The organism is Candidatus Desulfatibia sp. (assembly GCF_036446775.1).
Classification (GTDB): domain Bacteria; phylum Desulfobacterota; class Desulfobacteria; order Desulfobacterales; family UBA11574; genus Desulfatibia_A.
Map to the genome: position 1 here is coordinate 1 of NZ_JAZFTO010000320.1, position 23,998 is coordinate 23,998.

General features: G+C 45.5%; 14 protein-coding genes. 12 read left to right on the forward strand and 2 right to left on the reverse strand.

The annotated features are described in order from the left end of the window. The 5 genes from V3S16_RS15050 to recD all read left to right on the forward strand — a co-directional run. On the forward strand, nt 1-698 hold a 698-nt coding region (locus tag V3S16_RS15050; protein WP_413886378.1), incomplete at its 5' end, for a 3'-5' exonuclease. Between the two features lie 158 nt (nt 699-856). Then, nucleotides 857-2,662 (forward strand): hypothetical protein, encoded by a 1,806-nt coding sequence (locus V3S16_RS15055; RefSeq protein WP_413886380.1) that lies wholly within the window; start codon nt 857-859, stop codon nt 2,660-2,662. A 57-nt stretch (nt 2,663-2,719) separates the two neighbouring features. After that, nucleotides 2,720-6,322, forward strand: coding sequence for an exodeoxyribonuclease V subunit gamma (locus V3S16_RS15060; RefSeq protein ID WP_413886382.1), 3,603 nt, complete (start codon nt 2,720-2,722; stop codon nt 6,320-6,322). Between the two features lies 1 nt (nt 6,323). After that, nucleotides 6,324-9,947 (forward strand): UvrD-helicase domain-containing protein, encoded by a 3,624-nt coding sequence (locus V3S16_RS15065; RefSeq protein ID WP_413886384.1) that lies wholly within the window; start codon nt 6,324-6,326, stop codon nt 9,945-9,947. A 78-nt stretch (nt 9,948-10,025) separates the two neighbouring features. Then, nucleotides 10,026-11,996, forward strand: a complete 1,971-nt coding sequence (gene recD / locus V3S16_RS15070) for an exodeoxyribonuclease V subunit alpha (RefSeq protein WP_413886386.1) — start codon at nt 10,026-10,028, stop codon at nt 11,994-11,996. A 71-nt stretch (nt 11,997-12,067) separates the two neighbouring features. On the opposite strand, the gene V3S16_RS15075 is transcribed toward recD, so the two are convergent. Beyond that, on the reverse strand, nt 12,068-12,847 hold the full coding sequence (locus V3S16_RS15075) for a helix-hairpin-helix domain-containing protein (protein ID WP_413886388.1): 780 nt from the start codon (nt 12,845-12,847) through the stop codon (nt 12,068-12,070). A 79-nt stretch (nt 12,848-12,926) separates the two neighbouring features. After that, on the reverse strand, nt 12,927-13,256 hold the full coding sequence (locus V3S16_RS15080; RefSeq protein WP_413886390.1) for a hypothetical protein: 330 nt from the start codon (nt 13,254-13,256) through the stop codon (nt 12,927-12,929). 464 nt (nt 13,257-13,720) lie between these two features. Here V3S16_RS15080 and V3S16_RS15085 point away from each other — a divergent pair, with 464 nt between their 5' ends. The 7 genes from V3S16_RS15085 to tssC all read left to right on the forward strand — a co-directional run bounded on the left by V3S16_RS15085 (nt 13,721) and on the right by tssC (nt 23,963). After that, a complete protein-coding gene (locus V3S16_RS15085; RefSeq protein ID WP_413886391.1) occupies nt 13,721-14,086 on the forward strand; it encodes a hypothetical protein in 366 nt (121 codons plus the stop codon). 67 nt (nt 14,087-14,153) lie between these two features. Next, the gene (gene tssK, locus V3S16_RS15090) at nt 14,154-15,485 is read left to right on the forward strand and encodes a type VI secretion system baseplate subunit TssK (protein ID WP_413886393.1); all 1,332 of its coding nucleotides are present in this window, start codon (nt 14,154-14,156) and stop codon (nt 15,483-15,485) included. Nucleotides 15,486-15,528: 43 nt separating this feature from the next. Then, nucleotides 15,529-16,296, forward strand: coding sequence for a DotU family type IV/VI secretion system protein (locus V3S16_RS15095; RefSeq protein WP_413886395.1), 768 nt, complete (start codon nt 15,529-15,531; stop codon nt 16,294-16,296). Nucleotides 16,297-16,331: 35 nt separating this feature from the next. After that, the gene (locus tag V3S16_RS15100; RefSeq protein WP_413886397.1) at nt 16,332-20,519 is read left to right on the forward strand and encodes a type VI secretion protein IcmF/TssM N-terminal domain-containing protein; all 4,188 of its coding nucleotides are present in this window, start codon (nt 16,332-16,334) and stop codon (nt 20,517-20,519) included. Nucleotides 20,520-20,584: 65 nt separating this feature from the next. Continuing rightward, nucleotides 20,585-21,799 (forward strand): type VI secretion system protein TssA, encoded by a 1,215-nt coding sequence (tssA, locus tag V3S16_RS15105; protein ID WP_413886399.1) that lies wholly within the window; start codon nt 20,585-20,587, stop codon nt 21,797-21,799. 47 nt (nt 21,800-21,846) lie between these two features. Next, nucleotides 21,847-22,434: a type VI secretion system contractile sheath small subunit gene (gene tssB / locus V3S16_RS15110; RefSeq protein WP_413886401.1), complete on the forward strand. Its 588-nt coding sequence runs from the start codon at nt 21,847-21,849 to the stop codon at nt 22,432-22,434. Between the two features lie 53 nt (nt 22,435-22,487). Next, the gene (tssC, locus tag V3S16_RS15115) at nt 22,488-23,963 is read left to right on the forward strand and encodes a type VI secretion system contractile sheath large subunit (protein WP_413886403.1); all 1,476 of its coding nucleotides are present in this window, start codon (nt 22,488-22,490) and stop codon (nt 23,961-23,963) included. Nucleotides 23,964-23,998: the final 35 nt, after the last annotated feature.

Below are 23,998 nucleotides of genomic sequence, written 5' to 3' on the forward strand. Positions count from 1 at the left end.
ATGTTATGAGAAAATCAATTTTACGATCTCGAAAAGCCGATGTCGAATATTTATTAAATTCTATTAATGAGAAAAAAGTTAAATACGTATGTAATGAAGTCGGTATTACAAGTGTAGGCCGTAAACAGGCATTAATTGATAAACTCCTCAGATCAAAAAAGAAACCGTCATTTATAAAAGTTAAAAAGAAACGTGGTAAACAAAAAAAGAGTGATGTTTTTGTAGCTATAGACTTTGAAACTGCCGACAGATCTAGAGATAGCGCCTGTTCTGTGGCCTTGGTACGCGTAGAATCAGGAAATATTGTCCATAAAGAACATCGACTTATTAGACCTCCAAGGAAAAATTTTGAATTTTCATACTTACATGGGATCACGTGGGACCTAGTAGCATCGGAACCAAGATTCCGACATGTATGGCTATCATTAGAGCACGTTTTGGACGGTGTAGATTTTTTTGCCGCACACAATGCATCTTTTGATCGTTCCGTTCTAAATGCCTGTTGTCAAGCTTCAGGTATAAGACCACCATCAATTCCTTTTCAGTGTACCGTAGCGCTTGCAAGAAAAACGTGGGAAATTTATCCAACAAAGTTACCCAATGTTTGTAGATACTTAACAATTCCATTAATTCATCACGAAGCACTATCAGACGCTGTAGCATGCGCCAAAATAGTAATAGCTGCGTCTAAGTTTTAGTGTAGCAGGGAAAATCCGGGAAGAAATACCGCAAGGGGAGAGTAAGGGGATTAGATTATAAGTTTGAATTATCCTTGTCTATACATTCCGGAGATCGTTTTAATTTGAAAAATTCAATGGGATCTGGCATGTCCGGATCATGAAATTGGGAAGGAGGCATGGGAAGAGAAATGCGGAAAAGAAAGTATAGTATCGGACAGATTTTGATGAAATCATTGACATCGGAGCAGATCGCCGGCTTGCTTACGGTAGTGTCAGCTTCAACCGATTTGAACATCTACATGGAGAAGTTCGAAAAAATCGACCCGGACATGGCGACGACTGTGAAAAAAATTCTGGCCACAGATCAAGATTTAGCGAGCAGAGGTAAAACCGGGCGATTGACGTCCCTTCAACGAACAATGGAGTACTGGTTTTCGCTATGGCGCAACCATGATGGCATCATAAGTGAAGTAGGTGACGAGGAAGGTAAGTATGCGGTTCAGGACCATCACTGGGAAGAGCCGTATTTTGATGGCGGGAGCCTTGCCCTGGACCTGGAATCTATCGCGGAAGATATGTTGACGCTGATGGAGGATGTCTATGATGAAGTGGATGATCCGGATCTGTTTTTAAAGGCTCTGGAGGAAATTGATGACCAAATCGGCTCATATCCCGAATGGATGGGCGTTGACCATGGGGAACCGTGCGTTTTGGAAGAAAAATTGACGCAATGCGTTTTGAAGTGGCTATGGTTATCGTCGCATCGCGAAAGAAATCCCGGCCAAACATTTGCGGAAAAGGCTTTTGATCTTGAAAACGCCTTTGAAATGGTCGCATTGGATGAAAATGAATTTACTGGTTTTTTTATCCGGCTCCCGGATGGTGTCTGCCGGGAAATTTATGCGTTTCTAAAAGAGGGCGATCACCATATGAATTTGGACAACACCTATTCGGCCTGGCACCACATCAACCACAATTATGAAGAACGGTTTGATGCAGGCAACTACCTTGAATCCTGCCGAAAATACCTCGACAAAAACTGGCGATACGGCCGGCCGCTTGTTGATGAGGCCTTAAAGCAAAACGATTTTCAAAAGGCTGAATTTTTCCTTGTCAAAACCTTCTCAAGTTATTTGGAAGGGCATGGGGGAAAAAGGTGGTGCCCGGAGGCTTCTTTGCTCCTTATAGAGCAAAACTCCTTTGTTAATAAGGGTGATGAAGAGATTGCTTCATTATTGACAAGTTGGGCTGATGTTGCAAAACGGCTGAACCATCCGGGTCGCAGCGCCGCCGCCGCATTACAGGCCGTGGCATTTCATACGCCGGAAAACTGGAATACGGTCCTGAAAGCGTACCGAAGTCTATCCAAACCTGATACTCAAGGGATGCTTGCTCCGCTTTTTGTCCAGTGGAAAAATGAAATGGCGGCTCGTAGCTACCCCTATTTTATGGACTCACGTAAAGTTACTGACACCTGGATTCACTGGTTGATTGACGCCATATTGGATGTCAAGCAAGATAAAGAATGGTTTTCAAACAAGCTCGCTGAGTGGCTTTCTGATCTAAAAGACAATACAAAAGCGGTGAAAAAACAGTGGCGCTGGCTGGCCTTATTAACCAGGGATCTTCCCCAGAGTGAAAAGATCAAAGTAAAACATCCTTCTTTTTGGGAGATCGTTCTTCCTGAAGGTGATTCCAGGGGAGATCTAACCGCCTCTCGGCGTAAAGGTTTGCGGGAAATGAAAGCCGGTCCATACCTTAAAACCGCCCTGGAAGTCTGGCAAGAGCAATTACGGCGTATTGTTCCTGATCCTGCCAATGCACATAAATCGAATTATGAGGAATATGCCTGGTGGGCTCAGGCGTTATTTGAACTCAACAGAGACGAATACAGCGTTTTGATAAGTCACTGGCGTAAAAAACACAATCGCCGCCGAAACCTGTGGCGGGATATGAAAGCAAGGCATCTGCCGGTTGGTTGACAAAAGAGTAAAATCACCGTCCAAAAAAAATCGGTCTTTATTAATTCGGACAATAAAATGACAATTGAACTTTATTTCAGCAATCAGTTGGATCAACTGGCAGACAAGTTTTCAGATACCATTGCTGATGAAAATCGCAGTAAGGCCAATATATTTGATGCTCCTGTGGTGATTGTTCCCAATGCAAATCTGGCAAAATGGCTGCAGCTCTTTTTGGCGAAAAAAAATTCGATATTCATGAATGTTGATTTTCAATACCTTGATGCCGGCCTGTGGGGCATGCTTACAGAGCTTGATTCCAGTGAAAAATATCCTGAAATGCTGGACAATGATCTGCTTAAAATACTGCTGCTTTGCGCTTTGCAAAACCTGAAGAACAGCGCCCCCGATCTTTTGCCTGTAACCCAATATCTGATGGCAGAAGATGGTCACAAAAGTCCGGATTATGCGGCCAGACTCTGGCAGCTTTCCGAAAAATTGACCCACCTGTTTCAAGAATATGAATTTCACCGGATTGGAATGATCCAAAAGTGGTTGGATGAGGCCTCTATACAGGAAAGCATGGAACTGTGTCAGCAGCAGCTTTACCTGCAGTTAAAAACCCTGAGAAACGGACTTGAAAGCCGCACGGGTAAACAACTGCTTTCCATGATGGAATACGCTGATAAGGTGCTTTCCAAAGCCAAGCCGGATACCGGGAAAACTGTTGATAACAAATTTATCCATTTTTTCGGCCTGTCCCAGATATCGGATTTTCATTTAAAGCTAATCGGCCGGCTGCAGCCCTATTATACTATTTTGATCTATGCCTTAAATCCCTCCAAAGAATTCTGGGAGGATATCAAAACACCCAGGGAAAAACGATGGGTTCAGAGAAAAAACGTAAAAACACTTGCAATTCAGACAGAGGAAAAAGAGCAGGGAGAACTTTTTCAGCAGGACGACAACGCACTGCTGGCTGCATGGGGTAAGCCGGGTCGCGAAAGCGTCCGGCTTTTGTGCGAGCTGACCGATTATGACTTTAATACCTGTTTCACAGCCCAAAAACCTGCAACCGGTATCCTGCAAAGAATTCAAAACGACATCTTCACACTATCTTCTGAAGCCCGTGAAACAGAAAGGCTCGGCCAGGATCGGTCTTTACAGATCGTTGCCTGCCCCGGCGTATACAGAGAAGTTGAAACCGTATACAACAGCATCCTGTTTAATTTGGAACAGAACGCCGACCTTCAGCTAACTGATATCGCCATTCTGGTGCCAGACATTTCAACTTACAAACCAGTGTTTGATTCTGTTTTTAATCGCAACCCAAAGTGCCTGGCTTACAATCTGGTGGATTCGTACGCCGAAATCGAGAGCGTATACGGGCAAGCAATCCTGGGGATTTTGACGTTAGCTACCGGACGATTTTCCAGAAACGAGGTCTTTGATCTGATTATGAATCCGTGCTTTGCAAGCCGCTGGAAGATCGACCAAGATGAAGTCCAAGCCTGGGCCAACTGGACCGAAGCGTTAAATGTTTTTCATACATTCGACCGGGAGGCAAAAATAGCCAAAGGATACCCGGCTAGCGGCATTTACACTTGGAAGCAGGGCCTTCAAAGGCTGCGCCTGTCAAGAATTCTGGCTGCTCCCAATGCACTCAACACAGCGAGCTTAGCGCATTTTCAGGAACTTGTTCCGTTTAACGATATAAAAACCGGTGACCTTGATCTGGTTGAGAAGTTTTGCACGGTCATTGAGGCGCTCCATCATGCCGCAGGCACGTTAAACGTGAAAAGTGCAACCGGTGAGCAGTGGAAACAGATCTTTTTTAATGTCTGCGATCAACTGATAGAAATTCCGGAAAATTTCAAAGGAGAGTTTGTCGTACAACAAACCCTGATTCAAGCCTTTGACAACCTGAAACTGTATGACCAACTCCAGGATAATGCATCCAAATCAACATTGGATGTTGATCTGATCAAAGAATTTGTACGCGCCAACCTCAGCTCCATTTCAGGCGGGCACGGAGACTATTTAACCGGCGGCATCACTATTTCCGCGTTACAGCCCATGCGGCCCATCCCTTTTAATATTGTCTACGTCCTGGGAATGGAAGAAGGTAATTTTCCCGGCAGAGCCGAGCTGTCGTCGCTGGATCTGCGACTGTTAAAACGGCGGATCGGCGATATCAGCCTTCCTGAACGTAATTGTTATCTGTTTCTTGAAATGCTGCTGTCGGTACGGGACAAGATGTATATCAGTTATGTTTCCCGGGACCTTCAAAAAGACCGCCTCCAGCAGCCGTGTTCCGTGGTTAATCAGCTTAGGCGCTACGTGGAGCAGGAAATATTTCCCAGTGGGCAACGTTTTCAAATTTCGGAGATACCGCTTGCGGGCAGCAGTGAACGCTTTCTCGATCCTGAAGCGATCAACACCTGGAGCGATGTTATGCTGAACTATTCCACAGCTGACAGGTTAGCCTATTATCGGGCAAACCGATTATGGGAAAAGTTTAATCAAAGCGCTGCAGCGGATGATTTAAAAAGACTTAAGCGCTTTGATCCGGATTTGTCATTTGATGTGGTTAAGCCTGCAGGCGATGACCGGCAAGTTGATAAAATTACATCAAAACAATTAAAAAAATTCCTGGAAGATCCTGTCCGACAGAAGACTCAACGACATCTGGGCCTTTATGATGAAGAAAAAACCATCGAAGACCTAATTTTAAGTGAAGATGAACCGTTTTTTTCCGAATATCCATTGGATTATCGTCTGAAAATGGATCCAATAAAGCGATGGCTGGACACGCTGTTTTCTTCTCAAAATATTGATATTGCCAAGCCGGAGCCCGAGGATATTTATAACCTTGTTTATGACGAATACCGCCGGAAATGCCAAACTCCGGAAGGCGCCTTTGCCGAAATGGACAAGAATGAACTGCGAGGCCAGGTTTGCCAAATCGTAGAAACCCTAAATCCGGTTATAGAGCAGATGCAATCTGCAAAAAAGCTGTATCGGGCCGTATTTATCGGCGAGCAGACCGATGAGCACATCCCTTCCGGCATCAACCTGGATTTAAAACGATTTGAACCTTTATCATTGACGGTCCAAACCGCAAACCACACAGCAGAAACCGTTACATGTGACATAGAAATTCACGGACAACTTCCCTGGGTATGGCAAGACTCTGAGAACAGATGGAATGCACTGATATTAACCGGTTCCGGGAAAAAACCAAAAGAGCCGGATAAATACGTATTTGAACCGGTTGTATTTTATCTGCTTTGTCTGACCGGCAAGGAGAGTTGCCGGTGGATCGGTTCATCCGGAATAACACTTCATATTGTTTACCGGGAAAAGCTGGTAAAGTGGACTTACAAATTCGATCAAGAGACTGCCGGGATGTACTTGATTGATCTGGTCTCGGATTACCTCAATCAGTCGAGGGCGGCATGGTTGCCTTTTGAAATCATCTCAAAGCTGTCTATTAAACCGCATAAAGTGCCGGACGATGAGATTGATGACTTAACCCGAGAACATTTTATTTTAGAGCTTAAAGAGGCCTACTCAGAGGTTGACGATTACTTGATCCGAATTACAAAGCCGACGATTCCTTTGGATGCCTTTGATATGGTTCGAGGGCGGCTAAAAATTTTTTTTGATACCGGGAGCTGACATGTCCTACACACTCGTGGATAACACTGCCCAAATTGATTTGACCCGGCATGCGCTCATTGAAGCGTCTGCCGGAACCGGTAAAACCTATACCATTGAAAATCTGGTTGTAAGGCTTTTAAAGGAAAGAGGCGATGTTGCCCTTGAAAATATTCTCATTGTCACCTTTACAGAGAAAGCAACTTCAGAACTAAAGATTCGTATTCGTGAGAAGTTAGAACAGGAATTAAGTGTCTCTGCCGGCGATAGTGAAGTCTTTCAAAAAATCAAGGACACACTGGATTCTTTTGATGCCGCCTCCATTTATACCATCCACGGGTTTTGCCATACAATATTGAAAGATTTTGCCTTTGAAAACCACACCCTTTTTCGAAACGAGGTCATCGACGATAAGCCTCTTTTCGATACCCTGCTAAAGGAGCAGATGCGAAAAGTCTGGCCTGAAATCTATCAGGAGTATTTTCTTGAAATGCTCAATATATCGGGGCTCAGCACCCGCAAAGATCGGCTCCTCTCCCTGATAGTCGATATTGCCAGGCGGATCTACCGTCCCAGCGTAGGTGATGAAATCAAACCCGACACAGAAGGCAAAAATATCGGGCAGATTCGATCGGAGATAAAAACACTGGTGATGCAACTCAAAACCCTGATCGGAATATCCCCTGTATTTTCCGAGGGGTTTGACCGGTTAAACATTCATGCGGGCAGTAAAAAATCATTGCTGGAAAAGATTGTGATTCCCCTCGAAACCTACCTGTCTCAAATAGATGAAAACAATTTCACAATGGCTCATTTGTCGGATTTGATTGACCAAATTCAACTAACCAAATCTGCCGGCAGACAGGGGGTCGCATGTCTTATCCCCGACAAATGGCTGAAAAAAGGCGATAATCTCGAAGTTTGTCCGAATCTTGAACCTATTGTTGAAAAATTAGAAAGCCTGATCGAAGCCCACAAAAGATTAGTTCATTTTTTGACGGTGCATGCCATTAAACAACTGCAAAAAGATGCTGCTGATATAAAACGCCAGAACGGGTGGATCAGCTATGATGATATGCTCAGTCAGGTTGAATCAGCCTTATACGGTGACAATTCAGCGACATTGCTAAAAAAACTGCGGGGGAAATACCTGGTTGCCTTTGTCGATGAATTTCAGGATACGGATCCGGTTCAATGGAGGATTTTCAGGAAGATTTTCCTATATCATGCTGCCGAGCACTCCCAAAACCTGCTGTATCTTATAGGTGATCCCAAACAGGCCATCTATTCTTTTCGTGGTGCCGATGTTTATGCCTATCTGGATGCAAGAAATGAAATCCAACGATTGTCAACCTCTGGTAGGGCCAATTTGTATTCCCTGGCAACCAACTGGCGCAGCCGGCCGGAACTCGTCCAGGCGTTCAACGATCTGTTTTGCCGCCAAGAATGGTTCCCGCCGCACCAACAGGCCGGTGCATTGGAAATTGGCTATCAAGCCGCCGGATCACCGGACAAAGCCGACCTGACGGCTGTCCTGGTTGCTGACAATTCACATCGTTCGGCACTTAACATCGTGGATCTTCGCGGCCCGAAGTCTCCCAAGGCTGGTAAACCCAATCTGGCGAGGTTTATTGCCGCCGAAATTGAGTATCTGGTTACAGGCGGGGGGATCGAAATCCAAAAAAAAGACAGCCATTCCCGACCCCTTGATTTTGGTGACCTTTGTATTCTTGTGCGCGGCAGACCCGATGTTTCGTTTTTAGAACCCGAACTGATAGATCGGAAAATTCCCTATACATTTTACAAAAAACCCGGGCTCTTTCTTTCCGATGAAGCCGTTTATCTAAGCCTGGTGCTGCATGCAGTTTTTGATCCGGGCAGCATCCCTGATGTGAAAAAAGCATTGCTTACCCCGTTTTTTGAATATGAACCTTACGACTTGTACGATTATGAAAACCTGCCTGTTTCCCACCCGCTGAAACAGTTGCTGTTCCAGTGGAATGAGCAGGCCCGCTCTCGGAAATGGAGCCTGCTTTTCCAGTCTTTGATGGAGGATTCGGGGTTGCTTTTCCGTGAAGCCCAATCGCATGACTGGGACAGAAAGTACACCAATTATCGCCAGATATTCGAGCATCTGGAAGTAGTTGCCTATCAGAAGAAGTTAGACTTTCGGGGGCTTTCCGCCCTGCTGGACAGTTACCGAAAACAGACTGTCGGTGCGGATGGTGATGCTGATATTCATCAGATTGAAACCGAAGAGCGTAAAGTACAGATCATGACCATGCATGTCAGCAAAGGGCTCCAGTTTCCGGTGGTGTTTATTGCCGGGGGCCTGACACAACCGTTTGGCGACGACTATCATGTGTATCATGTGTATGATGAAGACAACCCGGCTGCAGGTATCCGCAAAGTCATCGACCTGTCTAAGAAATCTGCCAAAGAACAACATGATCGTGAAAAGACAGATGAAGATAAACGGCTTTTTTATGTGGCCTTAAGCCGGACACAATTTAAACTGTATGTGCCTTTCTTCCCCTTTACAGGCAGGCAAGCCTGGGTGGGCCCGGTGTGTCGATTACTTTCCCCGGCCCTTGCATCGGCTTTCTTAGAAGACGATGATAGTCCGGCCGTCGGATGGCTGACACCGCATGCTCATTCCGCGCCCGTTGAGGGAGACGTTCAAACAGCTGAGCAAGCGATAATCTCTGAAAATGACATAGACGAATTTCCCTGGGCTTTGCCTTCTATTAAAAATTATCAGCACAGAAAAATCATGCTCAAATCATTTTCAAGTCTGCACAACAGGATTTTTCACGGCCTGGAGCAACTGCCGCAAGTCGTAGGGTTTCAGGCTGCACAGGAAAAAGACAAAGAGGACGATGAAAGCTTTGCCTCTTTTGATGCGGATAACATCCAATCAATCAGAGCAGCGGATGAAATTCCGGGAGGAACAGATATCGGATCGATGTTTCATGATATCATCGAGCATATCGATTTTAAAGCGGTTGTAGAAAACCCTGACGGCCTTTTTAAAACACCGGAAACCAGGGATGTGATTGTAAAATACATGGAGATATACCGGACAGATGAACGTTGGCGGCCCCAGGTATGCCAGGTTATTGCCGACGTCCTGACAACTCCGGTAAGTGTTGCGGGTGATGAGTTGATTATAGGTAACCTAAGGAAGGAAGATCGGATTCACGAGGTTGAGTTCTATTATCCTTTTTCATTGCCGTTTGATAAGGAATTAAAAATACCAGACTGTGAGATTGAAAGAGGGCCCAATGGATTTATTCGGGGATTCGTGGATCTTGTTTTCCGATACAAGGAAAAGTTTTTTATCGCGGACTGGAAGTCAAATCGCATCGATGCGGGTTATGACCTGAAAGCCCTGGAAAACAACATGAATAATGCAGGGTATCATCTCCAGTACAAATTGTACTCCATTGCCGTGCTGCGCTGGCTGACCCAGGCCCTTGGGAATCGGTTTGATCCGGACAAGCAATTTGGCGGCATATTTTATTTTTATCTCCGCGGGATGGGTTCCGGCAGCGGAAACGGCATATATTACGTTGCCCCTGGTGATGTGGGCCGGTTGGAACATCTTGAAGAAGAAATTTCAAACCAAATCGCCGGCACGATTTGATGCCAGGCGGCTTAGCTGCTTGAGATAAAAAAATATCATCTGATTTTCAAGCACATAATAAACGGAGACCACAGCGCTATGACAGATTTCAATTTTGACGAAGGCCAACTCCTACAGAATCTGGAGGCTTTTAAAATATTTGGAAGGAAGGGTCATTCAGCGGCAAAAATGCTTATGCCGTTTATCAGCCAGATGGAAATTTCCTTTCTTGATTATATGACTATCAGAGATCTGATGGAATTTGGCGGGTATCAGGGTGATAAAGCCCTTGCAATTGTCTTGATGGCCATGTTCGCCGCTCTACAGGAAGGCAGTCTCTGTCTTGATCTCAACCAAGACAAATTAATAAACAGGCTGCCTGCCGACACAAGAAAAAAAGCCGGGAAAACCATCGACAATTTTTTGTCCGGTCTTAATGAAGGTAAGTATCAAAAGCTTATTACGAGTAACGGTGATGAATACATGCCATTGATTCTGGATGAATCCGGAGAGAGGCAGCTGCTTTATTTCCAAAAATATTATGTGCATGAAAGCCAGCTTAAAAAACGAATGGAAACGCTCTTGAATGCAGAGGTTTCTTTTAATATACCCGACCAAAAGATTGACAATTTGTTGGAAGAAATTTACTCAAACCCCCTTGCTATCCGTGTCGGTCCGGACAACACACCGATTACAAGGGATCTGCAACAGCTCAAGGCTATAAGGCTGGCACTAACTTCCCAATTTTCAATCATTTCCGGTGGACCGGGGACAGGTAAAACTTCTCTTATGGTCAATATCCTCCGGTGTCTTGTTCGTGCAGGCGTCCCTATATCTCAAATTATTTTTGGTGCGCCCACTGGCCGTGCAGCCCAAAGAATGACCGAAACGATTCAAAACAATATTGCAACTATACAGGAACCCTCCTCCGAAGATTCAGACCTTCTAAATCTGAAAGGAAGCACCTTACATAAAATCTTGCGATACAGAAGTTTTGAGCATGAATTTTATTACCGGGATACTAACCCGTTGCCCGCATCTGTAGTTTTAATTGATGAAGTCTCCATGGTGGATGTAGTCATGCTGGATAAATTTCTACAGGCAATCGATTCCGCAAAAACAAAGCTTATTTTTCTGGGAGATAAAGATCAATTGCCTTCTGTGGAAGCCGGTTCTGTTTTCGCGGAAATGGTTCCGGACGGAACCCGCGCATCAAAGTTTAAAGACCGGTTTGTCGTTTTGCAGAAAGTCTATCGCTCCGGTGTCAATCTGCTGGAACTGGCAAATCAAACCAATAAGGGTGTTTTCCCGCCGTTTACAGCGGTTACTTTTGAAAATGCGCTTTCAAGCGATCCGGATCAATGGGCTTTTGTCAACGCAGAAAGTTTCGACAAATGGCAGGAACATCTTTATCAGTGGATAAGATACCAGTACTTTAGCCCGCTGTCAGGCAATGAGAGAAGCTTTAAGGATTTGATTATTAAAGTTGGCGAAATGACCGCCGATCAAATTGTGTCATCCGAGCAAGGTCATTATTTATTAAGCCACATATTCATGGCGGTTGAGCGGGCAAGAATTTTGTCCTTTTTACGTAAGGGGATTTACGGATGTACCGTAATCAATACCCTGATCGCCAATTACCTTATCAGCGAATTCGACCCTTTGGCAAAGAGGCAAAGTAATGTATTTTCAGGAGCCATGATTATAATTACCCGCAACGATTATTCAAAAGAGCTTTTTAACGGAGATGTCGGGGTTATGATTAAAGATGCAAACGGAACTTACAGGGCATTTTTTCATCGTTCAGGTTCTTATATCAGCTTTCCTGTGAACCTTTTGCCGTCTTGGGAACTTGCTTTTGCCATGACGGTGCACAAAAGCCAGGGATCGGAGTTTGATGATGTACTGCTCGTTTTGCCTGATGATGAAAATCATAGGCTGCTAACCAGGCAGATTGTTTATACCGGCATAACCAGAGCAAAAAAACGGATGCTATTATATGGCTCTCAGCCAGCCCTGAACAATGCACTGGAAAAGAAAATCGAGCGACAGTCTGGTTTGATGTGGTAGCGTACATAACTAAACACAGGATGATAAAATTACGTTTGTTCCTTCATCTGGTAGCACTATTAATAAATTTTCTATTCTTTACCTATTAAAAAATAGCCGCGGATTTTCTTCAGCTTTTTTTTGCCGATCCCCTTAACTTTTATTAAATCGTCTACGTTATTGAAAGGCCGGCCGGAAATGATTCTTGAAGCAATTACTGGACCTATTTCCAGTATGGATTCAAGATCCTCCTTGCTCACTTTATTAAGATCAAATACCTGATGTTTGGAACCGGCTTTTTTTATCTGGTTTTGTAATTCCTTAAGTTTTTGATCTTCACGACGCTGTTCAGCACGGAGTGGTGCAATGAGGTTCGGGTCACTCTCGGCCCATATGCCATTACGTTTTAGCATAGCCGCCGTCTCAAGATCACGTAGCCTTTCCGTCATTTCGCTACGCGATATCCCATCGGGCGTTTGTCTGCCAACTCCATATGTTCGCGCCAGACCATGTTTAACTAACAGGCTGGCCAAATCATCTCCATCGGCTGTCTTAACGAATCCATAGACACGGCCTTTTGCCGATCTTCCAAGAGCACTTGCAAAGGAAGTGTAAACCGTAAAAGGCTTGGACAATGTTTGAGAAACAAATTTTTTGGCCTCATTGCCATAATGAACCGTCTGCACCACGCTGGGCAGACCGAAATATCGGGATTGTTCGCTGACACGCCTGGCATCAGATTTGGACATAACTGAAATTTCGGGGCAATCGACAAAATACAGTCGTACGTGCAGATGCTTTCCCGCAGCCTCCACATGAAAACTATCACCATCGTTAGCAGGGTGGTTAATCAGCGTAGCGTTGGGAAGCATTTGCAACTCGCCGGCATATACCAATGAAATATCACTAAATATCAATAATACAGTTATCAAGAAATAACTAAGAAAGTACTTAGAGGTGGTCATATTTTTGCCAGCATTTTTCTAAAAAGTTTAATGAACTGATTAATCTGTTGTAAGAAAAAACCTCCAGCGACACCACCTTCTTAAACTGTTTTAATATTGGCATGATGATGTCAATATTGACGGGTGACAACTTGTCCAGTGACAGATGGTCATGGCGGCTTTCAGCGCCATACAGATGGATGATTACGGTTTTTTGATAATATCTCTTAAAAGTTGCCTGAATATCAAATTGATTCACCATCAGATGGCCCAGATCAAGACATACCGCAAGATTAAAATCGTTTATGATTTTTTGAAGCTCCCTGCAGCCCCGCAAGGCGGGATTTCCACTGCGCTCCAACAAGCTGCAGAGATTTTATCAACAATCCGTCGCCGGCAGACTGGTCGGGGGCCATCAAGATGGAATCAAAATAAGGATGATTCTATTTTCACGCCCTCTTAGTAGGAGGTAAAGAGATTCAGCACACCATATATAGTCATCATTTTTATTTAAGTACAACATAAAGTACCGGATAAAAGTAGTATCATAAACTCCTTGACAAAATGTTCATAATTTTATCTATAATTGGTAACTATTTAATATTATAATATTAATTTTCTTTTAATTGATTTTTCAATTATTTGCGAATATAAAAGAATAAAAGGCTTAAGATTATTAAAAAGAATATAACTCTCTATCGCACAGCCATACTGTTTTTCTTGACAATCTTTTTCTGCGGATTGTTGTCTTCCTGCGGCATCTCGTTATCCGCCTATACAAAATCGATGTTTGGCGTCAAATTGCGCGTCAAGGTAACTATAGCTGAAAATGTAAATCAGAACAATCCTGTTGCTCTGGATCTGGTAGTCGTTTACGACAAGAAACTTTTGGACCAGTTGCTCACAATGTCTTCCAGAGAATGGTTTGAAAAAAGAGAGCAGATTAAAAGGGATTATCTTGAGGGGACCGGATTAGACTCCTGGGGATGGGAATGGGTGCCGGGGCAGAATGTTCCGATTCAGGAATTACCTTTAAAAGCCGCAGCCAAAGGCGCACTTGTATTTGCCGATTATTATACCCCGGGGATGCACCGTATCCGCATCGAACAATTTGAAAGTATCCACGTTTCCTTGGATGAAAAAGGATTTTCAGTTGAGCCTCTGTAATTCATCTTTGCAAAGTTTTTGAGGTGAACGCCGGTCACAAGCAGAATTTTTGGGGAGGAAAACCAGCATGATTGATGCGCATGATCTGCCCGGTGCAATCCAATGGCATGAGGGCATGCTGCTGGCACCGCAGCATTTCCAGCAGCTTTCGATACGTTATGAAGAGCTTTTGCACTATCATCTTATGATGATTTCACCGTTTCATTGGGGTATCCGGCGATTAAAAATTGACCAGGTCCTTCTCATTGAGGGGACGCTCCGGGTGCAGGCACTGGAAGCGATCATGCCTGACGGACTTGTAGTTTGCGATTTGCCTGAAAGTTTACAAAGTCTGGAAATCGACCTGACACCCTATACCGAAGAAATGAAGCAGGGTCCAATGACCGTGCATCTGGCGGTACCTGAGAAAAAAACCGGTCTGGCTGCAATCAAAGGCGCCCTGGCCCGGTACGATTCTGTTGAAGGCAAACCCGTGGCGGACGAAAACACCGGGGAATCCGATTTGTCGATTCCTCGTCTTATACCCCGTGTCAGCCTGCTGGTCACCGAAACACCCCCTCAGAAATACACAACTTTTCCGCTCTTGAAGGTGGCTTACCAGAACGAAGCATTCACCTTGACAGATTACAGTGCTCCTACATTGACGGTGCCCGTGAAATCACCACTCGGTGAACTGTGTGCATCCATTGCGCGCCGGCTGCGAGAGAAAGCGATTTTTTTGTCCGAAAGGGTACGGTCTCCGTCTTTGGTCATGAAAGGCCCGTTGCTCATTACTACCAAAACAATGATATACAGCTTGGTTTCGGCACTATCTCATTTTGAGGCGGTTTTAAACTCAGGTGCTTCTCATCCCTATCAACTCTATCTTTCTTTGTGCAATGTGGTGGGGCAGGTAGCGTCTCTTGGAAGAGGATTGATACCACCGGTACTGGCGCCTTATGACCACAATGATATTCGTGCTACCTTCCATCAGGCCGTAGAATTTATCACCCGGATGATAGATGAAGGCATCCTCGAGTCTCATACTCCCATACCCTTTGATTTAAAAGAAGGTATATTCAGTCTGAATCTTGAGGAAGCTTGGATGACTCCGGAACTTGTAATCGGCGTTAAAACACAGCACGGATTGTCGGAAAAGGATACGCTAAGCTGGATGGATGATTGCCTGATCGGGTCGGAGGCAGCCATCGAGTCGATGGAAAATAGAAGAATTCTGGGTGCTTCCCGGCAGCGGATTGAAGGTGATGAAGAGCTCGTACCGGTTAGAGGCGTTACCCTTTTTGCAGTAAAGACGGATCCGGAATTTATTCAACCCGGCAAAGTGCTGCAGATATTCAACACCTTGGACACCAAAGCCGGCCAGGAGCCGGCCGAGATCGTGTTGTACGTTAGAAACTAAAGCGCTTAGGACATGATAAACTGGAACCTCAATTGATGCGACTATGAAAGTTGACGAGTCAGTTCTTCCACAACAGTTTCACGAATTTTACCGTGAGGTGATCCGTCAGAAGCAAAAGATCAAGACTCATGCGGAACAGCCGGGAACGTCAGAGACAACCAATGAAGCCGGGCAGGATCAGGATCCGGTCCAGGGGCTTTCCACCCATTTGCTGGGCATATTGAAACAGCAGGCCGTCGAATCCGTCCGCCGTGGGGGAGAGTATGGTGTCAGTCTTTACAAAGAGGCACAGTACGTGATGGCAGCACTGGCAGACGAGACCTTTTTGTATATGGAGTGGGAAGGCAAGGATGTATGGAAGTCCCATCTTCTTGAATTCAAACTCTTTGGAACCCATGTCGCCGGTGAGCTTTTTTTCCAAAGGCTGGACAAACTGTTGAAGGAGCGGGACTCAGCGTTTACGGGTATGGCGGCAGCTTATCTGCTGGCACTTTCACTTGGATTTCGGGGAAAATTTCGGGACAAAGACGATGAAGGACAGCTTGACTATTACCGCGGACAGCTGTTTGCTTTTATTTATAGAAAAAATCCCGACCTTCTCAATGAATCAAGGCGCTTTTTCCCAGAGGCCTATGCCTATACATTGGAAGAAGGGACCGGTCAAAAACTGCCGCGTATCAGCCACTGGGTTGGAGTAATCATTTTTATTATAATTGTATATTTAGTAATCTCTCATGTATTATGGTTGGATTTGACCAATGACATGATGCATATTATTGAAGAGTTCATTAAAAAAAATAGTCATCTTTAGAGGGCCGGTTTCAATTTAGGTAATAATTAAATAGTATGGGAACGCTAAAATATCTCATAGTCAAATTATCCTCTGTGCTGCCATATGCTCTGGCCGGAGTCTTTCTATCGATACTCGTTATTATATTGATCCTTGTGTTTATTTTCAGAACCGCTCACAAGGATGCTGTGCCCCAGGTGACCGGCCAAGATGCTTTACAGGCCCCTGAAAATTTAAAGCAAGAAGCACCTGGGACCAAAAAAGCGAAGCTTTCGGCCCTGAAACTCAGACAGTCTTTTTCGGCGGCAATAAAACTGCTGAAAACCAATGTTGCGGGAAGCAACTATCGCTATAAAATTCCCTGGTTGCTTATGGTGGGTGAAGCCGCTTCCGGGAAGACCACCGCGCTTAACAGCGGCGGCCTCAACCTGTCCTTGGGAGATCCGGTCGGGGAGGGTCCTGAAGTCAAGGAGGCCTGCAACTGGTGGTTTTTTGAAAAGGGAATCGTCCTTGATATTGCGGGAGAGCTGGTGCTGCGTGAAGACGGAAAAACCGCTGATGACCGTCTTTGGCGCCTGTTGTTGAGGATGCTCCAAAAGCACCGTTTGGAAAGGCCCATAGACGGCCTGGTTTTAACGATTCCCGCCACCGACCTCATCAATGCGGCCGACCGGAAAACGCCTGATTTAAACCGGGTGGCGGAAAGGGCGGAACATTTTCACAAGAAGATATGGCATGCTCAGAAAGTTTTAGGGATCGCTTTTCCGGTATATGTTCTCATCACAAAATGCGATCAGATAGAGGGCTTTAAAAGCTTTTGCCGGGAAATACCGGATCGTTTTTCCGGAAATATCTTCGGATGGTCAAACCCGTACAGCGTGGATACCGGTTATGCCGGCGACTGGATCAAGGAGGCGTTTCAGGGAATTAATAACGAACTTGCTCTATTGCAGTACGAGCTGTTTACCGAGGGAACGGACCTGCGGGAGAGCGACGGCCTTTTTCTATTCTCCGAAAATGTTCAGTCGCTTGCAGGTCCCCTGCAGGTATTTATGGACCTTTTGTTTAAACAGAGTGTCTATCACGGATCCTTCATTTTCCGGGGTTTTTATTTTTGCGGCGACAGTGGAATCGAAGACAATAAGGCCGTATCGAAAAAAACGTTTTTTCTCAAAGAGCTTTTTAGAAAAAAGATCTTTCCCGAATTTAAATTGGCCCGGCCGTTTACAAAAACATTACTATCCAGGAACCGGACCGTGCTGGCGATTCAGGCCGTGGCCGCCGTGATGCTGATTGTGGGCAGCCTGGGACTGTGGAGTGCCCATAAACGACTTGGGGAAGATATCAACGACGTCATGCCGGTCGTCAAGACGATCGTTAACGATGTCGATGCGCTGAAAAAATACGACACGGATGACCCGGTGGTAATGTTCGGACTTATGCAAGAAATATCACCTTTTGCAAAAAGAGCGGAGTACTTGCTTAACGAAATGGACCGGTTTAAGCGCTATAATTACGCATTCATTCCTTCTTCATGGTTTAGTTCCATCGATGAAAAAAATGAGATGACATTGAAGCTGGCCTTTGAGAGAATTATTTTTGAAGGTATGAAATTTCAACTGATACAAAAGAGCAGACAAATATTTAGCAAGCTGGAGCAAGAACCCGAAAAGGGTCCCCAAGGCATAGAAATAAAGTCTGTTCAAGAAATACCCGAATATAAAAGAATCAAAACCTTTATCGAGGATCTTAAAAACCTTAAAAAATATGCCGGCACCTATAACCTAATCGTGGGAAAGGGTACCGCTGATCTGGAACTTTTTGCCGATCTTGCCCGATATCTGTTTGACGACATCAATTTAACAGACGATTTTTTTACAGACTCGGAAACTTACGATGAAGCATTAAGAATTTCTCAAGGCTCAAAATTTAAATTTGAAAGGTTTGAATGGAAGGCCCAGACCTTTACGTTGGGCAAAGAGTCCGCGCGGTTTTACCAACGCATGTTTCAAAACAACGACATTAAAAGAGCCCTGAACAAATTGGCGAAAGAGTTGGCAGTATTTGGAAAGAAAAGCCGGAGTTCATCCCAGGACCGGCGGATGATACAAAATTTGCTGGATACGATCGAAGAGACTGAAAATGTGGTTGGCGACCCTGTATTTAGCTGGGTTTTCAACGAGGCTTTTTTCGACCACGGCCCCTTTAAAGCCTTGGTTGATTCAGCCCTCCAGCTCGATTTTTTCGAGGATAAAATTCGTCTGGAAATAGAATCCAAATGGGAGGCAGGATTTAAAATACTCAAGCAAGAGCTCGAGCATGCCGGCACGACGCTAAGCGGTCTGCTGTTGGAGCAAGAGCAGGAGACCGGTGTAATAATGGCTGCACTCTCCTCCCAAACAACAACCTTTAGAGGTGCGCTCAAAGCTCTTTTGGAAAATGAGTTTTTGGTTTTGGAACCGGTTCATTTCCAGGAGACTACCTCAGGTCAGGCCACACGATTTCATTGGGATATAAGTGTCCTTGATGAGGCCGTAAATCTTTTTAAGCCCTATGGTGAGTTTATTAAATCCATGAAAGGAGATCTTAAAGATTTTTCAGGGAGCACCCAGACTATATTTGCCGAAGGAGCCCGCCAAGGGCTGGATCATAAACTTCAGAGCTTGATTTTTTCGTCCAAGCTTGAGTCATTTTCCGGCAGTATTAACGGCAGGCTTAGAGAAGCGGATGTTTCATCGGAGATTAAAAATTTTAATGAGGCTGCCAAGAATTTGAAGCAGTTGCTGGCTAATTGTGAAAAGCTTAATCTGGTCAAATCCAATAAGATGCTGACTGCTCTGGTGTATCGACAAATTTACACACTGCTCATAGCAATTGACGGATTTCTTAAAAACGATGATTTGTATACCGTGCGACAGGGTGATTTTTCGTGGTGGGACGGACAAGAGGGCCTTGCGCTGGCTGCCTTTGAAGCGACTGATGATAAAGAGCTGAAGAACTATTTAGAACTGCAAAGAAAACGCATCGAACACCTGGCCCATGAATATTCAAAACCCATCATCGAATTTTCAACGGATACTAATATTCTTCAACAGATAAATGGGCGGCAGCAGAGCCGCAAGGAAAACCTGCTTTTTTTCAAATGGGAGCGCATAATTTCCGAAATTGATAAATATAATAACAAGAAGCCCGAAAATTCTATCACTGTTTTAGAAAAATTTATTCAGTTCGATCTGAATAAAATCAGTCCGGAGAACTATTTTAAAAAAATCTCCTTCAAAGATCTCAAAGAAGAGTCCGGAGACATTTTCCTGCGTATCAGAACAGATTTGCAACGGAAGCTCTACAAACAATGCCAGAGGCTGGCATCGAGAAAAACGTTTAAAGATTATGCTGAAATCAAAACGTTTTTCAACCAAAAGCTCGCCGGCAGATTACCTTTTTCAAAATTAAACAATATGAAGGTATATGCCGAGGCCGCACCCGAGGACATCCGCGACTTTTATCAATTGTATGATAACCATGCGGCCGCCTCAATGGATATTCTTAAAATCAACGATTACTTTGCAATCAGCGCAAAACCGGCCTTGGAATTTATGGAACAAATGGGAACGGTTCGGCACATTTTCTCGGCGTATCTTGACGGGCAGAAGGAAAAAGGAAAATTCCCTGTTTTTGCAACATATATTGACAGTGAAGGTAAACAAAAGGAAGCGGTGCCCGTATTCGATTTTGACGTAACATTCCGTGTGAACCGGAGTCGGGAAGCAGGAGCCAACCGCATTATCGACTGGAAACTAACCGTTGGCGGCCAGGAATTCAAATACGGCGGCACCGATTCTATGGGCAGATGGCGTTATGGCGATACCATTCGGCTCGAGTTGAGGTGGGCGAAAGATTCGTTGCATTATCCGTTTTTTGCCGGTCGGCAGGAAGGAGCCGGAATAAAAGACAGAACTGCTGAATATGAATTTAACAACCAGTGGTCTCTGATTCGTTTTCTGGCACTGCACGCCGGTTCTGCCGGAGATTTCGATCAGCTCGCAGACCCCAAGCCGCATACCCTGAAATTTAATATTGATACCATGCGAGAAGGATTGCAAAATAAAGATGAAGGACAATCCAGAACGCGAATATATATTCGCATGATCATTTTGACACCGGACAAAAAGAAGCAGGTTCTTGTCATGCCGTTTTTTCCGGATTATGCACCGGATTTGGAACCTATTTCAGTAGATGGATAATTTTCGGGAAATTGCTGCCCTGCTTTGTATCATCCGGATTGACCACCGATTAGTCGGAGGGGAGTATGAGTGAAGAGAAAAAAGAGTCAAAAAAAGAACCAAAAAAATATGTAGCTTCCGTTGCTGATGAGAGCGCTGCCAAGGATCCGGGGGAGACTGAGGAAGAAAAACTGCCGGGGTTTGTTCTGGAAACAGACAGAGTACTCAATCCGATTTCAAAGGAAAATCCTGCGGGTGAGTATCTTATTTATGAAGGCACCTATGACCGCATCCAGGAGACGCGTCGGGAAGACGACGCCAGTATACCGGTCGGCGTATGGGAAAGGGAACTAAAAAAGGCGGATTGGCAACAGGTCCACGATACGTGCCTGGAGATACTCGAGACCCGCTCCAAAGACTTGCAAGTGGCAGCCTGGCTTTTAGAGGCCCTCATCCACCTGCATAAATTTCCCGGTGTAAAGGAAGGGTTGAAATTGCTGCTGGAACTATGTGATACTTTCTGGGATAGCCTGCACCCGGAAATTGGGGATAATGATCTGGAGGCCAGAATTTCTCCGCTGATCTGGATGAATGAAAAACTTTCTTTAAAACTCAAATTCGTGCCGATTACCAAGCCCGCTGCAACGGATTCCGCCGTATATACCTATGCGGACTGGGAAAGTGCCAACGAATTGGAGAAGCTGGCCGCCAAGGACGACAAGCTGCTTGAAAAGGCCGAAGCGCAAAACAAGGTCACGCGCACAAAATTTCTGGGCAGCGTCATGTTCACTAACCGGTCCTTTTACATAAAGCAGCACCAGGATTTAAGTGCGGCCCTTGAAAACCTGACGGCCCTTGACGAATTTTTGGAAGAAAAATGCGGGCAAGACGGCCTCAGCCTGACTCAATTCAGAAACAGGCTGCAAGACATTCATGCTCTGGTCAGCAAATTTTTGCAGGAAAAGGAAGGAGAGATCGGAGGTTTGGAAGATGCTTCCTCCATTGACAGCGCCTCCGAAGAGGCGAGAGATTCCTATGGTTACGGCAAGGGGGATGAAATGAAATATGTCACCCTATCTATCCGCAGCCGCGCCGAGGCCTATCGAATGCTCTCAGATGCTTCCGACTACCTTTTAATCCACGAGCCTCACAGCCCGACCCCTTATCTGGTAAAACGGGCTGTATCGTGGGGCGGCATGACGCTGACACAACTTTTAAGGGAACTGATAAATGACGACCAGGATCTTAAAACCATTTACAGCCTGCTGGGCTTAAGGGCGAAACCCACTGATATCGGATAGATCGGTGGTTTGCATATATTGTTTAACTTAAACAAAAGGAGAAGATTATGGACGAAAGTACGCAGCATAAACTAGATCGTATTCGCCCACCCCGAGTACAGATAACCTATGATGTAGAGATTGGGGATGCTATTCAAATGAAAGAGCTCCCTTTTGTCGGCGGCATCATGGCTGATCTGTCCGGTGTGCCGGAAGAGGCATTACCCAAAGTCAAAGACCGCAAGTTTGTTGAGATAGACCGTGACAACTTCAACGATGTCATGGCCTCGATCAATCCGCGGCTGGTTTTCCAGGTGGAGAATAAACTGGCCGATGACGGCAGCAAACTGAACGTCGAACTGAAATTCAACCACATGGACGATTTTAACCCGGTGACCGTCCTCAAACAGATGACCCCGCTCAAAAAACTCTATGACGCCAGACAGCGGCTCTCGGATCTGTTGACCAAACTCGACGGAAACGACGAACTGGATCAGCTGCTTCAGGACGTGGTTGCCAGCACGGAAAGCATGGAGGAAATTAAAACCCTTTACGGCGGAGAAGAGAGTGCGGCAGCTCCCGAAGAGCCGGATGCGGAAGAGGACAAGGGAAAGAAAAAAAAGGCTGATAAAAAAAAGGCTGATACCGAAAAGTAAACCTGCGACAATATGAATTTATACTCAATTGTTTCGATTGAGAGGAGGACACAATGGCAGAAGAAACCAAAGAAGAAGGCGCAGCCGAAGAACAAGAACTGAGCTTGCTGGATAAAATCGTAACCGACGGCAATATGATTCGAGATGAATCCCAGATGCCTTATGCCCGGGATCTTATCGGAGAGCTGGTCTCCCAGATTCTTGACGATGAAATTACCGTCAGTGCGGACACGGCTGCCATGATTAATGAACGCATCGCCCAAATCGACCAGTTGCTGACCGATCAGCTCAACGAGGTGCTGCATGAGGCTTCATTCCAAAAACTCGAAGGCTCATGGCGGGGACTGAATTACCTGGTGATGAACACGGAGACCGGTGTGAACCTGAAACTGCGCCTTTTGAACATCACCCAAAAGGAATTGCTGAATGACCTGGAAAAAGCGGTTGAATTTGATCAGAGCCAGCTGTTTAAAAAGCTTTACGAGGAGGAATACGGCACCTTTGGCGGTCATCCGTACACCATGCTTGTCGGTGATTACGAATTCGGACGCCATCCCCAGGACATGGCCTTGCTTGAGAAAATTTCCAATGTTGCCGCCGCTGCCCATGCACCCTTTATTGCCGCGGCAAGCCCCAAGCTTTTTGACATGGATTCATTTACCGACCTTGGCATTCCCAGGGATTTGGCCAAGGTCTTTGAAAGCCTGGAATTGATCAAATGGCGATCGTTCCGCGACAGCGAAGATTCGCGCTATGTTGCCCTGGTGCTGCCCCACATCCTGATGCGCCTGCCGTACGGAGCCGAAACCGTGCCGGTGGAAGGACTCAATTTTGAAGAGGATGTTGACGGCAAGGATCATGCCAAATACCTTTGGGGCAATCCGGCCTTCGCCCTGACGCAAAGGATCACCACTGCCTTTGCCAATTACAAATGGTGTGCGGCCATCCGAGGCGTGGAAGGCGGCGGAACGGTAGAAGGACTGCCCACGCACACATTTAACACCGACGAAGGCGATATCGCGCTGAAATGCCCCACGGAAATTGCCATTACCGACCGCCGGGAAAAAGAGTTGAACGACATGGGATTTATCAGCCTGATCCATTGCAAGGGCACCGATTACGCCGCCTTTTTTGGCGGGCAGACCACCCAGAAGCCCAAGATCTACGACACGCCCCAGGCCAACGCCAACGCCAGGCTCTCAACCGTTCTTCCCTATATTCTGGCATCCAGTCGTTTTGCTCATTACATCAAGGCGATCATGCGGGACAAGGTCGGCAGTTTCCTGACGGCGGAGAATGTATCTGCTTTTCTGAATCGATGGATCGGCAATTACGTGTTGGGCAAAGATGATGCCGGACAGGAAGTCAAGGCCCGGTATCCCCTGCGGGAAGCCCGTGTGGATGTGACTGAAATGCCTGGGAAACCGGGATGTTATAAAGCTGTTGTCTTTCTCAGACCGCATTTCCAGCTGGAAGAGCTGACCACATCCATTCGTTTGGTGGCTGAACTGCCGCCGCCGGCGGGATAGCCGTAACCGGATGCGGATTTAAAAGACAGGCTGTT